The following is a 14550-nucleotide window of genomic DNA, read 5'->3' as shown; positions in this document are numbered from 1 at the left end:
GGTCAGGAGGAGGGGAACCTGACCCGAGGAGGTGTTACTTTGAAGACAGAGGAAGAATCCTCGTTAGATTATGACGGAGGAAAGGGGACATCCTCCGTTGATCAAAAATTATTTTTGGAGGGAGTCTGTCGGAGAGAGCGGGATTCGAACCCGCGGAGGGATTCTACTCCCTCACTCGCTTAGCAGGCGAGTGCCATCGGCCAACTCGGCCATCTCTCCAAACCGCAATAATTATACACTATTTTATAAATTTTGCAAAGTTTTTTGTTAAGGTTCATTATTGTTGGTTTTAACTATCTTAAAATACCAAAATTTTGTATAATTGCATTATGAAAAAGTTTATTTTTTTGCTATTGGTCGCTTCTTTGGTATTGTTAATTGCAACTTCAGTAAGTGCTAACACCTACCATATTGTAGTAGACAAGGCATATAAGATGTTATTTTTATTTAAGGACAACTCAATTGAATCTGTTTTTCCTGTTTGTGTTGGAGAGCATACTCCCGATAAAGAAACGCCGACTGGTTATTACAAAATAGTAAATAAAGTATTTGACCCTGTTTGGTATTTTGAAGGTAAGGTTTATAAGCCTTATAAATTTAACAAGGAGAACGGCTTAGGTGTTGTATGGATGGGATGGAATTTGCCATCTTATGGTTTGCACGGCACAAACGAGCCTTTTTCGATTGGTTTTGCAAACTCTCATGGATGTGTGCGTATGGAAAATAAAGACGCCCTTTTCATTGCAAATACCATTTCTTTGGGGGCTCCAATTGAAATAAAAGAAGGGACCGTTAGCGCTTTATCAAAACATCTTGAAACAATTAATTTGCTTTATTCTATTGCAACAGTATTGAATAATACAAAGTAAGGAGGTTCGTATGATACTGGAGTTTAATGGAAAAAAGCCAAAAATATCAAGTGGTGCAATTGTTTTTGATAACACTACAATTATTGGGGATGTAGTGATTGAAGATGGTGCAAGTATATGGTTTGGAAGCGTATTAAGGGGAGATATTGGAAAGATTTACATTGGAAAAAATTCAAACATCCAAGATAACTCTGTAATTCATGTAGATGAAGGAACAACATGTTTTATTGGAGAAAATGTTACAGTTGGGCATAATGCAATAATCCATTCTGCAACAATTTTGGAAAATACTCTTATAGGCATGGGGGCTGTGGTTTTATCAAACGCAAAAATTGGTAAAAGTTGTATTGTAGGAGCGCAAGCGCTTGTGCTTGAAAATGCTGAGTTTGAAGATGGAACACTTATTTTAGGTGTCCCTGCAAAGGCTGTAAGAAAATTAACCGAAGAAGAAAAAAGAGGACTTGTAGAGCACGCAATAAACTATAGAAAACTTGCAGAGGAGTATAAAAAGTAAGTGGTGTAGTATTTTGAGAAGTGTCCCAAACCCTATTAACCTACCATGCTAAAAAATATTAAAAGAGGAGATTCTTTGGTTGCTAACGCTCCCTCAGAATGACACTGTACTCAGTCGCCCTGAACATTTTTTTTCCTTGTCATCCTGCACTATTCTCCTTGACGAAGTCAAGTGGAGCAATAGCGACGAAGGATCTCATTCTTTTGGGGGAGTATCGAGGACTTTCTCTTTGATTATAGTCGAAATGACTATTAGGTAATGTGTTTAAAGTAACAAAGCCTTCATCTAAACTTGTGTTGAAAAATGCCTCATTTTGCTAATATTTTTTAAAAAAAAGTGAATTCGACCTATAATCTCAACAGTAAAACACATATGTGTAAGATAATAGAGAACAGTGTTTCAGTTGTTAATTAAACTTGGAGGAGGTTGTGAAATGAAGTTTGAAAGACTTTTTTCTCCTATAAGAATTGGGAACTTAACACTAAAAAACAGAATAATCTTTCCGCCAATTTCTACGAACCTTGCAAGTGTAAGTGGAGAGGTAACGGATAGATTTGTATACCATTATGCAAGAAGGGCAAAAGGTGGGGCTAGTATAGTAACAATTGAGAATACCTGTATTGATTATCCAACTACAATGGAAGGAGCAACTCAACCAAGACTTGATGACGAAATTTTTGTTCCAGGGTTAAGTTATCTAACGGAAGAAATACACAAATACGGTGCCTTAGCTTTTGCAGAACTCACTCATCAGGGGCTTTTTGCTAGATACCTACCTGTGATTGCCCCATCGGATGTGCCTTTAAGAGAAGACAAAGTGCATCCCCATGTTTTGAGTAGAGAAGAAATAGAAGCAGTTGCTGATAAATTCGCCTATGCTGCTTTAATAGCTAAAAAGGCTGGATTTGATGGTGTTGAAGTAGAAGCAGCGCATGGATTACTTGTAAATCAATTTCTTTCTCCTGTTGCAAACAAGAGGACGGATGAGTATGGAGGAAGTATAGAAAATCGCACAAAATTTGCTAAACTCATAATAGATAAAATAAAAGCGGTATGTGGTTACGATTATACAGTTACAGCCAGGCTTGGAGTTATTGATTATGTTGATGGGGGAATAACACCTGAAAAAGATGGTATTGAAATTGCAAAGAAATTTGAGGAATACGGTTATGCTGCAATACACGCAGATGTTGGATTTGGAGATAAGGAAAAGAGATTGGAACCTATGGCTTATCCTCAGGCGTGGAGATCTAACCTTGCTAAAATCTTAAAAGATGGAGGAATTAAAATCCCAGTTATAGCTGTTGGAATGATAAGAGAACCTGAAATAGCAGAAGAGATACTTAAAAACGGCACAGCAGATATCGTTGCACTTGGAAGGACACTTATAGCTGATCCAGATTGGCCTATAAAGGCAATGTATGGAAAAGAAAAAAGTATTAGAAAGTGTGTTGGCTGCTCCGAATGTATAGTTTCAAGGCATGTAGCTGGCACTTTAATAAGGTGCGGTGTTAACCCAACTGTCGGAAAAGATCGTAATTATGAAATCGTTCTTCCTACTGTGAAGCCCAAAAAGGTAGTCGTAGTGGGTGGAGGGGTATCTGGCTTGGAAGCAGCAAGAGTGTGTGCTTTAAAGGGACATAGGGTTGTTCTTTTTGAGAAAGAAAGAGAAATTGGTGGATTAATAAGATTAGCATCTGTGCCTCCTGGAAAAGAAAAACTTAAGTGGCTTATAGAATATTACGAACATGAATTAAAAGAACTGAATGTAGATGTAAGAAATTCTACACTTGCCGATGATAAAACCATTATGGATGAAAACCCCGATGAAGTGATACTTGCTATTGGTTCAGAACCATTAGTCCCACCGATAAAGGGTATAAATGGGCCAAATGTTTTGCTTTATCCTGATGTTCTTAACGGAAAGAAATTTAGCGGTGAGAAAATAGTTGTAGGTGGTGGTGGTTTAGTAGGATGTGAAACTGCCTTGCACTTAGCAAAACAGGGTAATGAAGTTACAATCATAGAAATGTTACCTGATGTTGCTATAGGCACAGAGCCTATAAGTAGAAATTATCTTTTAAGGGAATTAAAAGAAAATAACGTTAAAATATTCAAATTATCTAAGATAAAAGAATTGGGAAATGATTTTGTGATATTTGAGAAAGATGAAAAAATCGAACAAATGCCTTTTGATAAATTCATAGTGGCTTTTGGAGGAAAGTCTCGCAAATTCCAGTCTCTTCCAGTTCCAACACGTGTTGTTGGTGATGCTGTAAAGGTTGCAAAGCTTGTAGAAGCAGTAAGAGATGGATATGCAGCAGGATTAGAAATTGACTAATTTTCCTAAAGATTTTTTACTTGCTGTTTAATTAAATTTAGGTTTCTTAACTTGAAATAAATTTAGGAGAATCTTTGGGTAAGGAATTAATGTGCGCATGGGAAGATTTTTGCTTTTAAAACTTCATTTGTTTTTTTATTTTTGTGGTAAAATGGTTTATAGTTGGTTTCTTATTTTAAACATAAGTTTTATTAACACACTCAACAAGAGAGACAGTGTAATAAATTATGAAAATAGTAATAGTTCTTGAGTTTAAACTAAAAAACGAAAGTTACATAAATCTTCTAAATGAATACATCTCAAGGATTAAGTGGTATATACCCATTGAGGTTATAGAAACAAAATCAGTTATTGAATTTCTAAACAAAGAAACTTACAATATTCTTCTTGATAGAAGTGGTAAAGAGTTTAGTTCTTTAGAGTTTGAGGATTTTCTTTCAAAACTCCTTTTACGCACAAATAAAAATATCTACTTTTTTATAGGCGGTGCGGAAGGTTTTAAAGAAGACATTCTAAAGAAAGCAGACTTTACAGTTAGCCTTTCAAGATTAACTTTTGCTCACGAACTTGCAACGGTGATTTTTGCAGAGCAGTTATACAGAGCCTTTACGATTATTAATAATGAAAAATACCATAAATAGATGGTGGAGCAGAAGGGAGTTGAACCCTCGGCCTCATCCTTGCGAAGGATGCGTTCTACCACTGAACTACTGCCCCTTCCAAAATATTATAATAAATTTTTGTTAAATATTTATTACTTTCTTGCAATACTTTCAAATTAGTCTATAATAAGTTATGGGAGGCTTTAATGAGCACTATATTTGGGAGAAGAGATTTTAGACAAGATTTAGAAGATCTAATAAAAAAAGGAGATACAAAGGGTGCTTGCAAGTATGTTTTAGATTTATCCACGTCAAATGAAAAAATGAGTCGTTATTTTGAAGCCTCTAATATTCTTAAGACGTTTATAGATCTTGTTTCTGAAATGAAATTAAAAGATGTAGAATGCCTTGAGGAGGTATACGAGAGACTTATCTCTGCATACGTAGAACTCAATAACATCAACCCAATTATTGATTATTCTTTAAAACTTGCTAATTTGAAAGTGCAACTTGGAAAGATAAACGAAGCTGTCCAACTGTTGAAAGTTATTGATTCAAAGTATAGGCTATCTTCGAACCAATTAAGGAAATTTGTTGATATTTTTGTTTCTATTGAGCATTTTCCAAATGCATTAAAGTATATTAGAAGAATTCTTGAATCTGAGAAGGATTTGGAATTAATGAAACTTGCCTCTCAAATTTCTTTTAACTTAGGTAATTATGAAGAGGCTTTAGACTATCTAAATACTATACTCGTTTTCGATAAGGAAAACGAATACGCTAACTCAAAAGTATCTGAGTTAAATAAAATTTTAGAAGCCCTAAAAGCACCCAAGAAAGAAGAACCCAAAGAAACAAAGAAGGTAAAAGAAAAAGTAGAACCTAAAAAAGAAGCCATACAACAAATAGAACAAACACCCAAGCCAACAACGATTACAACTGAGCCTGCAAAGGAACAAGTAGAGAAAAAAACAGAAGTAATTTCAATCAAGGAGGAAAAGCCAATTTTAGTACCTAAAGAAGAAACACCAATTACAGGCCCAGAAATTGCAAAACCAACAGCAGAGCAAGAGGAAAAACCAACCATACCTAAACCTCAGGCAGTAGAATTAGAAAAGACTAATGAAGAGAAGCCTAAAATAGGGCAAGAAGTCAAATTAGAGCATGAAACTAAAGAAGAAACCAAAAAAGTTTTCAATTTAAGCGAAATTCCAGAATATAAAGAAGCGATATCTTTAATTGAAAAAGGAAATAAACAAGATGCTGTATTGACTCTTGAATCTTTAGCACTAAATTACGAAGATAAGGATACAAACCTTGCAGTTGAAATATACGAAAAAATCCTTCTTATTGATAACTCTAATATTGCTGTTGCAAAGAAACTTGCTAAAATTTTGCAAAAAGAAAATAGATCTGATGAAGCAGTTTTTTATCTTAGATGCGTTGCTGATACTCAAAATAAAAACGCTAGGTTAGAAGCACTTATTTCCCTTAGTGAGCTTCTTAAAGACGATGCAAATATCAAAATACGCGTTTTTGAAACATACCTTGACCTTGGTTTACTAAACGAAGCATACGGGTATTTAAAAACTATCCCAGAGCAATTTCTTAATTCTGCATTGGATGAGTTTTTGAACTATATTTCAAATAATAAAGAACTATTAATAAAAACCTCCAAATTTATAAAAACAAAATCTATCGATGATGATATAAAATTCAAATATTTCTATAGGGCTTACAGGTTGTGTTTTGAACAAGGCGATGAAATAGAGGGTATTAAATGGTTAATTCAAGCGCATCTAATAAAGAAGCTTCAACTTGAAGATTACTTTACTGCTTATGAGCCCTTAAAGAATTTGAAACTGCCCGAAGAGAACGAAATTATAGCAGCCCAAATTTATTCTTATATTGAATTTGAAAACGATGTAAATAAGGCATTTGAACTCTCCTCAAAAGTAATCGAACTTGACGGGAACAAATCTATATATCTTGCAAAACATCTTGAACTTGCGATAAAAACAAACAATAAAAAGGTTGCCTTAGATATGGCTTCAAGACTTAGAGATGTTAAGGCGCACCAATTTGGAGATTTAGTCTATCAAACAATTAAAGATGAAATTTCCACATTTACTACGGAAGAATTAGTAAAATTTGGTAGCTTCTTCGATGATTGTAAGATGAATGAATCTGCAAACTCTATCTATTTAGAGATTTTGAAGAAAGATCCCTCTAATGTTATTGCACTTTCAAAAACACTCATTTCTGCTGTAGAAAAAGAAGATGAAATTTTGCTTCTCACTTTCCTTGATAGATTTCCTCCAAACCAAGCTTATTCAGAAATAATCATTCCAATCATTGAGAAATACAAAAACCTTCAATTAAAAGATCCTTTCAAGTATTCACACCACTTTATTATTGGGTTCCTCTATTTCTTTATTGGTAGGTACGAAGAAGCGATTGCCTTTTTCCAGTTTGTTGTCCGTTCTCACTACCATGAACCTTTTATGCGCCTTATGTTAAGTATATGTTTTGAAAAAACTTATTTGTATGATTTTGCTGTAAAACAACTCGAATTCGTCGTTAACAAAAAAGTAGAAGCACCTATACGGCAGGAGATACTCTATAGATACGCCCTTTTAAAGAAGAACCTTGGGGACGTAGTTTCTGCTAAGCGCGCCTTGAAAACTCTCTTGGAGATTTCTGAATACAAAGATGCAAGTATTTTATTTCAGTCCTTGCCTAATGAAGAAAAAATCATTGATATAAGGAGTGATGAAAAATGATTTCACCTGAAACCGGAAAAATTGGCACGCTGTTAATTAAAAAGAAGATAATATCTGAGGAGCAACTAAGCAAATTCCTCTCTGTTCAAAAGGTTACAAAAGAGCCTCTACTTAAAATTCTTTTGGATAATGGCATTATAGATGAAGTTACACAAGCACAACTTCTTGCAGAGCAGTGGGGTTTTGAATTTGTTGATCTTGCAAAATTTCCTATTGAGAAAGAGATCTTACGATATACAGATCCAGAGAAGGCAAAATTCTACGGATATTTTGTCTTTATGAAAGAAGGTAATACTTACCACATTGCTATTTCTGACCCAACGAATATCGATGCAATTGATTACTTAAGAGCAGTGTTCGGTCTAAACGCTAAATTTTACGTAACACCAAGAAGCGCCATAATACAGACGATTGAAAAATATTTTGAACTTGAAAATGTTGTTAAGAAAGCAGAAGAAGAGTTCGATGAAGTAGAAGTGGTTAGGGAAGAGGAAACAGACCTTTCAACTCTTAGACAGTTAGGTGAGGATGCCCCCGTTGTTAGACTTGTTAATAGCATTATATCGCAGGCAATTGTTGAAGGAGCCTCTGATATACATTTCGAACCAATGGAAGATGGTTTTAGGGTAAGGTATAGAGTTGATGGAATTTTGCAAGAGCGACAGAGACTCCCCAAACGAATCCAACCTGGTATCATAGCGAGGCTTAAAATTATTTCAAATATGGATATTGCAGAAAGAAGAATTCCACAAGATGGTAGAATTTCTTTACGGTTTGAAAGGAGACCTATTGACTTTCGTGTGTCTTCACTTCCCTCAATCTATGGAGAAAAAATCGTGCTCCGTGTTCTTGATAAGACATCTTCAATAAAACCTCTTGAGCAAGTGGGTTTCTCTGAATCTAATCTTAAAAAATTTGAGCAAATTATTACTCAACCCTATGGAATGATACTAATTTCTGGTCCAACGGGCTCTGGTAAAACTACTACTCTTTACTCAATTTTGAACCGATTGAATTCGCCAACGAAAAATATCATTACAGTTGAAGATCCTGTTGAGTACCAGTTAAAAGGTATCAACCAAGTACAGGTAAATGAAAAAGCAGGTTTAACTTTTGCAAGTGCTTTAAGGTCTATTTTAAGACAGGACCCAAACATCATCCTCATAGGTGAAATTCGTGATAGGGAAACTGCACAGATTGCTATTGAAGCAGCTTTAACAGGTCACCTTGTGCTGTCTACTATCCACACCAATGATTCTGCATCTATTCCTACAAGACTTATTGATATGGGTATTGAACCTTTCCTTGTTGCATCATCTTTGATTGGTGCAACCGCACAGAGGCTTGTTCGAAAAATCTGCCCTAAGTGTAAAGAGCAGTATGAACCATCTAAAGAAGTTCTTACACATCTCGGTTTTGAAATTGATGAGAGTATTTCTTTCTATAAAGGTGCTGGATGTGATTTCTGTAATCATACAGGATACAAAGGAAGAGTTGCCATATCAGAAATTTTACCAATTACTCCCGAAATACAACGTTTGATATTGAGAAGTGCTTCATCAAAAGAAATACTTAATGAAGCAAAGAAGATTGGTATGAAAACGCTCCTTGACGATGCAATGTCAAAAGCAGCAGAAGGCGTAACAACGCTTGAAGAAGTTATAAGAGTAGTTTCAACTTTGGAGGCTAGCGAATGATGGATATAAATTCAATTCTTTCACTTGCAGAAGAACATCACGCTTCTGATGTTCATTTAACGGTAGGATTACCACCCGTGTTAAGGATCCACAAAGATCTTGTTTTTGTAGATACAGACCCACTAACTTCGGAAGATATTGCAGAACTTATGTTTTCAATTATGACTGACAAACAAAAAGAACTTTTTAAAGAACGTCTTGAATTTGACTTTTCTTATGGTGTAAAGGGAATAGCGCGTTTTAGGGTAAATGTTTTTATGCAAAGAGGCTCTATTGCAGCAGCATTTAGAAGGATCCCTTTTGAAATTCCCCCACTTGATTCACTTGGAGTTCCACCTGTTGCACATAAAATCATAGAAGAGGAAAGAGGTTTTGTTCTTGTAACTGGTCCTACTGGTCATGGAAAGTCAACAACACTTGCTGCCATGATTGATGAGATTAATTCAAAATATTCAAAACATATAATTACCATAGAAGATCCTATTGAATACTTATTTAAGCATAAGAGATCTGTTGTTGTGCAAAGAGAGTTTGGCACAGATACTCTATCTTTTCCGTCTGCTTTAAGAGCAGCCCTTCGTGAAGACCCTGATGTAATCCTTGTTGGAGAAATGAGAGACCTTGAAACGATTGCAACTGCTCTTACTGCTGCAGAGACGGGGCACCTTGTTTTTGCAACACTGCATACAAATTCTGCTGCACAAACAATCGATAGGATTGTAGATGTGTTTCCTCCAAGCCAACAAGAACAAGTAAAAATGCAGCTATCTTCTGTGCTTCTTGCGGTAATCTCACAACAGTTAATTCAGAAGAAGGATAAATCTGGGTTGGTGCTTGCAACGGAAGTCCTCATTGCAACGCCTGCAATAAGAAACCTCATAAGAGAGGGAAAAACTCATATGATACCTTCAATTATTCAAACATCATCAAACATGCAGATGCAGACTATGGAAATGTCTCTAAAAGACCTTGTGTTAAAAGGGGAAATTACCTATGAAGATGGTTTAAGGTATGCTTTCAATAAAGAAAGCTTTATCCATTTAATGGAAAGGTGATATGTATGCCAAACTTCGAATACAAAATAATAACTGCAAGTGGAAGTAACCAGGTAGGAAGAATGGAAGCAAATAGCATGGGTGATGTTGCAAATTCTTTAAGGAGTATGGGTGCTCGTATAATCTATATAAAAGAAATTAGAGGGTTCTCAACTGAAACAGGAAAAAATGAGGGGTTCTTTTCGAGATTTCAAAGCGTAAGTATAAGAGACCTTTCAATATTTACAAACCAATTTGGAACAATGTTAAATGCAGGTTTATCCATCTCAAGAGCACTTGCAGTTCTTGAAAAACAAACATCTAACACTAACCTTGTTAAAATTATAAAAGACTTAGGCGAGGAAGTTAAAAAAGGAAACCAGTTGTCTTCTGCTCTTAAAAAGTTTCCCAATGTGTTTTCTCCTCTTTACATAAGTATGGTGCAAGCAGGGGAAACTTCGGGAAATTTAGGTAATGCACTTATTACTATGAGTTCCTTTCTTCAAAGAGATTTTGAAACAAGAAACAAAATTAGGGGTGCAATGACTTATCCTGTTGCTGTGCTTGGTTTTTCCATTTTAATTGTTGTAGGGCTTTTTATCTTTGTCATTCCAACTTTTCAGGGCTTCCTTGAACAACTGGGTGCACCACTTCCTGCAATAACAAAAATGATTTTCTCAATTGCAAATTTTTTAATCCACTATGGATGGGTTATACTTGTTATCATAATTGTTTTAGCAATTGCATATGGGCGTTGGGTAAGAACTCCAAACGGGCGTAAGACTGTTGATGGTCTAAAGTTAAAACTTCCACTAATTTCAGAACTTACTTTAAAATCGTCTATGGCAAGGTTTTCTGATACTCTTGCAACACTCTTCTCGGCAGGTATACCCATTATTCAATGCTTACAAACAGTAAGGGGGGTTATTGACAACGTTGTTATAGGAGAAAAGATTGATGGCATTGTTGATGCAATTCAAAAAGGTGAATCGTTGTCAAGTGCTCTTCAAAAAAGCGGAATGTTTACACCAATGGTATACGATATGACTGCAATTGGCGAAGAAAGTGGCTCTCTTGATAAAATGCTAAGGAAAGTTGCCGAATTTTATAACGAAGAAGTTAATTTCCTTATTAATAACATTTCTGCTCTTATAAACCCGATAATGATGGTGGGAGTTGGAGGACTCATAGGAGGAACGCTCATTGGTTTGTATTTGCCTGTATTCCAGATGGCTTCTTTCATAAAGTAAGTTTTGTATTTAAACTTAGACACAAATTAAAACAGGGGGCAAAAGCCCCCCTAATTATTTTTACTGTTTTTACTTCAAAAAATTAATATTCGTACCAATGCTTTGTTGTGACAGGGTCGGTATCTGATGAATTAAGCCTTACATCTGCTTGGGTACGAGTGCCATTTACATCGTATACATAACCGCCTGCATTAGTAACCTCTGTTGCAGGTTCAACAACTCCATCAGCGTCACCAGTTGCAACTGCATTACTTCTTGAAGGACTTCCACTTACAGTTATTTCTACCTGAGGAACGCTTCCTTCTGCAAAAAGTGTTCCGTCAAGTGCTGCAGGGAATGTGCCATGATTTTTTGCATAGTAAATACCCAAAGCAGACCTTACACTACCAAGTTGTGCTCTTGCTTCGGCACTTCTTGCTTCTTCTACCATACCCTGGTACTTGGGGATGGCATAGAGAGCAAGGATTCCAAGAATTGCAATAACGATTGCTAACTCAACCAATGTGAAACCTCTTCTTTTTCTCATTGTTTACCTCCTTAAAATTTTTATAAAACTACTTTTCAAAAATTATAATACTTTTTACAAAAAAATGAAAATTTTTAGTTTTTGCAATTATTGACAAAAAGTTAAACTGGGATATAATCACTCTGTAATTAGGAATACCTAACTTTTGAAGGAGATTTTATGAAAAAGACACTATCTCAAATTGAAGCAGGCAGAAAGGCAATAATAGTGGACTTTGCAGCCCATGGAAGAGGTTCAATACCACACTATATTATCCGTCTTCAAGAAATGGGTATTTTAAAAGGAGAAAAAGTTCTTATGATTAGAAATGCAGGTATTGGCCCTATTGAAGTAGCTGTAAAAGGCACACATCTTGCACTTGGAAGAGGCATTGCCTCAAAAATCATCGTAGAAGAGGTTAAAGAATAATGAAGAAACAAATTACCATTGCCCTTGCCGGGAACGCTAACGTTGGGAAAAGTGTTATTTTTAATCAACTTACAGGTGGCAACCAAATCATTGGAAATTGGCCTGGCAAAACAGTCGAAGTTGCTTACGGTTCTATAGAAACAAAAGATGTTACAGCAAAAGTCGTTGATTTACCAGGGATCTATTCTCTTTCAACCTATTCAGAGGAAGAACTTGTAACAAGGCAGTTTATCATGGAAGAAAAGCCAGATGTTGTGATTGTTGTAGTTGATGCAGCACACTTTTATAGAAACCTCTTCTTTCTTTTACAGATTCTTGAAATCCAAACAAAAGTAGTTGTTGCACTCAACCAGTATGATATCCTTGAAAAAGATGGTTATGAAATAGATACCGAAAAACTTGAGCAAATACTCCATGCTAAGGTCATTAAAACAATTGCAACAAAAAATGTTAACCTTAAAGGACTTTTTGAAGTTGCCTTAAAAGTTGCACAAAACGAAATTAATGGCTCTTATTTAAAATACGGAAAAGAAGTTGAAGAACGTATAGAAAAACTTACCGCTCACATACAGGGTGATTTTGGAGTTTCCAAAAGATTTTTTGCTATAAAACTCCTTGAGCGCGACTCAGAAGTTGAAAAACTCATGAACGATGAAAACATCATCAAGTTAAGGGATGAACTTGCAAAAGAACTTGAAGATCTCCACGGAGAAAATACCCAAACGATAATTATCCAAGAAAGGTATGCCCTTGCGGAACGTATCATTGAGAAGGTGCTTATTAAAAAGAAAAAGGCATTACTTGATTTGTCTACTAAAATAGACAATGTCCTTCTTAATCCATTTTTTGGGTTTGTTTTCCTTTTCTTAATTCTTCTTTTTATGTTTTTTGTTGTGTTTAAGTTGGGTAGTTTTCTATCGGATTATTTAGATAGCTTCTTTGAAACTTTTAAAACTTCTTTTATGTCTTTAAATATGCCACAATATGTGAAAACATTTTTATGGGATGGTATAGTAGAGGGAGTAATTGCAGCATTCGGTATTGTGCTTCCGTATATTGCACCATTTTATTTTCTTTTAGCTTTTCTTGAGGATAGTGGATACCTTGCAAGAATCGCGTTTTTAACAGATGTTTTTATGCATAGATTAGGGATACACGGTAAGGCGTTTATTCCACTTATTGAGAGCTTTGGATGTAGTGTCCCTGCAATAATGGGAACAAGAGTCCTTGAGAGAAAAAGAGATAGAATTATTACTTCAATACTTGCAACTCTTATACCTTGCTCTGCAAGGTCGGTTATAGTTTTTGGTCTTGTTGCAGCATTTTTAGGTCCGCTGTATGCGGTAGGTATTTATGTTCTTGATTTCATTTTTATCTTTGTGGTTGGACTGTTTCTCAATAGATACATCAAAGGAAGTGCAACAGGACTTATTATGGATATGCCAAGATATAGAAAGCCAGTTTTGAAAGTTATATTAAAGCAAACATGGATAAGGCTAAAAGAATTCTTTACTTTTGCAACTCCAATTATTGTTGTAACAAATGCAATTATGGAAGGCTTAATCTTATTAAACCTCCTTCCTTACCTTGAAATCTTGGTGAAACCTTTAGCAATCTTTCTTGGACTGCCTGCTCTTGCTACCCTTACCCTTATTTTTGGTGTTCTAAGAAAAGAACTTACCCTTATCATGTTAGCAACCTTTTACCATACATCTAACTTTTTATTAGTGCTTACACCAAAGCAGATTTTTATTTATGGTTTTGTTACAATGATCTATATTCCATGTATTGCAACAATTGCTATGTTAAAAAGGGAATTTGGCACAACAACTGCCTTACTAATAACTATTTTTGAATTTATAGTTGCTGTAATTCTTGGCGGAATTTTGAATGTTGTTTTGAGGTTTATATAAATGAAATACTCAAAAAATATAGAAGACTATTTAGAAGCAATCTATGTTCTTTCGGAAGATAAGGGTTTTACAAGGGTAAAAGATATTGCTAAATTTCTAAATGTGAAACTTCCATCTGTAACTGAAATACTTAAAAAACTTCAAGAAGGTGGACTTGTAGAGCATTCGCCATACGGAGAAGTTAAACTCACAGAAAAAGGCATATACTTAGGTAAAGAAGTTTGGGATAAGCACAAAATTATATACAGTTTCTTGAAAAATTTTATTAATGTTAAAGATGAAGTAGCGTTTAAAGAGGCTTGTCTTGTGGAACATTCTCTTTCCAAGGAAACAATAGAAAAATTAAAAGAATTTATCAAGAGCCTTAAAAAATAAGTTTTTTCTATTGTAGTTTTTCTTCCTTCTTTAAAGCACCTTTTTAATGAGTTTACCAATACTTTGCTATTCTAATTCTCTTGTTCATTTCAAAATTTTCCTTGTAATTCTGCTCCCATGGTGTTATTATAAAGCAAAGATATACTAGAGGCGGAATAATCCCTCTCGATTTTGAGATCCTTTGCTACCGCTCAGGATGACACGGAAAAAGGGGCTCAGGATGACTGCAAGGTGTCAT

General features: G+C 35.2%; 12 protein-coding genes and 2 tRNA genes. 11 read left to right on the top strand and 3 right to left on the bottom strand.

Annotated elements, in window-relative coordinates; translation table 11 throughout:
• Window positions 1–129: 129 nt before the first annotated feature.
• Window positions 130–219 (bottom strand) — tRNA-Ser (locus tag K6343_01435).
• 110 nt (window positions 220–329) lie between these two features.
• Between K6343_01435 and K6343_01430 the strand changes: the two genes are divergently transcribed.
• The 4 genes from K6343_01430 to K6343_01415 all read left to right on the top strand — a co-directional run bounded on the left by K6343_01430 (window position 330) and on the right by K6343_01415 (window position 4365).
• Window positions 330–869, top strand: a complete 540-nt coding sequence (locus tag K6343_01430; protein ID MEF3244637.1) for a L,D-transpeptidase — start codon at window positions 330–332, stop codon at window positions 867–869.
• 10 nt (window positions 870–879) lie between these two features.
• Complete coding sequence (locus K6343_01425; protein MEF3244636.1) at window positions 880–1383, top strand: gamma carbonic anhydrase family protein; 504 nt, start codon at window positions 880–882, stop codon at window positions 1381–1383.
• A gap of 433 nt (window positions 1384–1816) precedes the next feature.
• A complete protein-coding gene (locus tag K6343_01420) occupies window positions 1817–3724 on the top strand; it encodes an FAD-dependent oxidoreductase (protein MEF3244635.1) in 1908 nt (635 codons plus the stop codon).
• A gap of 227 nt (window positions 3725–3951) precedes the next feature.
• The gene (locus tag K6343_01415) at window positions 3952–4365 is read left to right on the top strand and encodes a 23S rRNA (pseudouridine(1915)-N(3))-methyltransferase RlmH (GenBank protein ID MEF3244634.1); all 414 of its coding nucleotides are present in this window, start codon (window positions 3952–3954) and stop codon (window positions 4363–4365) included.
• Between the two features lies 1 nt (window position 4366).
• Here the strand turns inward: K6343_01415 and K6343_01410 are convergent.
• Window positions 4367–4441: transfer RNA gene (locus tag K6343_01410), tRNA-Ala, on the bottom strand.
• Window positions 4442–4532: 91 nt separating this feature from the next.
• On the opposite strand from K6343_01410, the gene K6343_01405 reads away from it, so the two are divergent.
• From K6343_01405 to K6343_01390, 4 genes are read left to right on the top strand one after another with little or no spacing between them, the layout of a single operon-like run.
• Window positions 4533–7109, top strand: a complete 2577-nt coding sequence (locus K6343_01405; GenBank protein MEF3244633.1) for a hypothetical protein — start codon at window positions 4533–4535, stop codon at window positions 7107–7109.
• The gene (gene tadA / locus K6343_01400; GenBank protein ID MEF3244632.1) at window positions 7106–8806 is read left to right on the top strand and encodes a Flp pilus assembly complex ATPase component TadA; all 1701 of its coding nucleotides are present in this window, start codon (window positions 7106–7108) and stop codon (window positions 8804–8806) included. Before K6343_01405 ends, tadA begins: the two co-directional genes overlap by 4 nt.
• Complete coding sequence (locus K6343_01395) at window positions 8806–9861, top strand: type IV pilus twitching motility protein PilT (protein ID MEF3244631.1); 1056 nt, start codon at window positions 8806–8808, stop codon at window positions 9859–9861. Before tadA ends, K6343_01395 begins: the two co-directional genes overlap by 1 nt.
• A 5-nt stretch (window positions 9862–9866) precedes the next feature.
• Entirely contained in the window at window positions 9867–11090 is a 1224-nt protein-coding gene (locus K6343_01390; GenBank protein ID MEF3244630.1) for a type II secretion system F family protein, read from the top strand.
• An 82-nt stretch (window positions 11091–11172) separates the two neighbouring features.
• Here the strand turns inward: K6343_01390 and K6343_01385 are convergent, their stop codons facing one another.
• A complete protein-coding gene (locus K6343_01385; protein ID MEF3244629.1) occupies window positions 11173–11616 on the bottom strand; it encodes a prepilin-type N-terminal cleavage/methylation domain-containing protein in 444 nt (147 codons plus the stop codon).
• A gap of 159 nt (window positions 11617–11775) precedes the next feature.
• Between K6343_01385 and K6343_01380 the strand changes: the two genes are divergently transcribed.
• From K6343_01380 to K6343_01370, 3 genes are read left to right on the top strand one after another with little or no spacing between them, the layout of a single operon-like run.
• A complete protein-coding gene (locus tag K6343_01380; protein MEF3244628.1) occupies window positions 11776–12024 on the top strand; it encodes a ferrous iron transport protein A in 249 nt (82 codons plus the stop codon).
• The gene (gene feoB, locus K6343_01375) at window positions 12024–13937 is read left to right on the top strand and encodes a ferrous iron transport protein B (protein ID MEF3244627.1); all 1914 of its coding nucleotides are present in this window, start codon (window positions 12024–12026) and stop codon (window positions 13935–13937) included. Before K6343_01380 ends, feoB begins: the two co-directional genes overlap by 1 nt.
• Window positions 13938–14312, top strand: coding sequence for a metal-dependent transcriptional regulator (locus tag K6343_01370; protein ID MEF3244626.1), 375 nt, complete (start codon window positions 13938–13940; stop codon window positions 14310–14312).
• Window positions 14313–14550 lie beyond the last annotated feature (238 nt).

The sequence above is a fragment of the Caldisericaceae bacterium genome (assembly GCA_036574215.1).
Lineage (GTDB): Bacteria > Caldisericota > Caldisericia > Caldisericales > Caldisericaceae > Caldisericum.
Note: the sequence above shows the minus strand (reverse complement) of the source record. Positions and strands in the feature narration are given on the sequence as shown.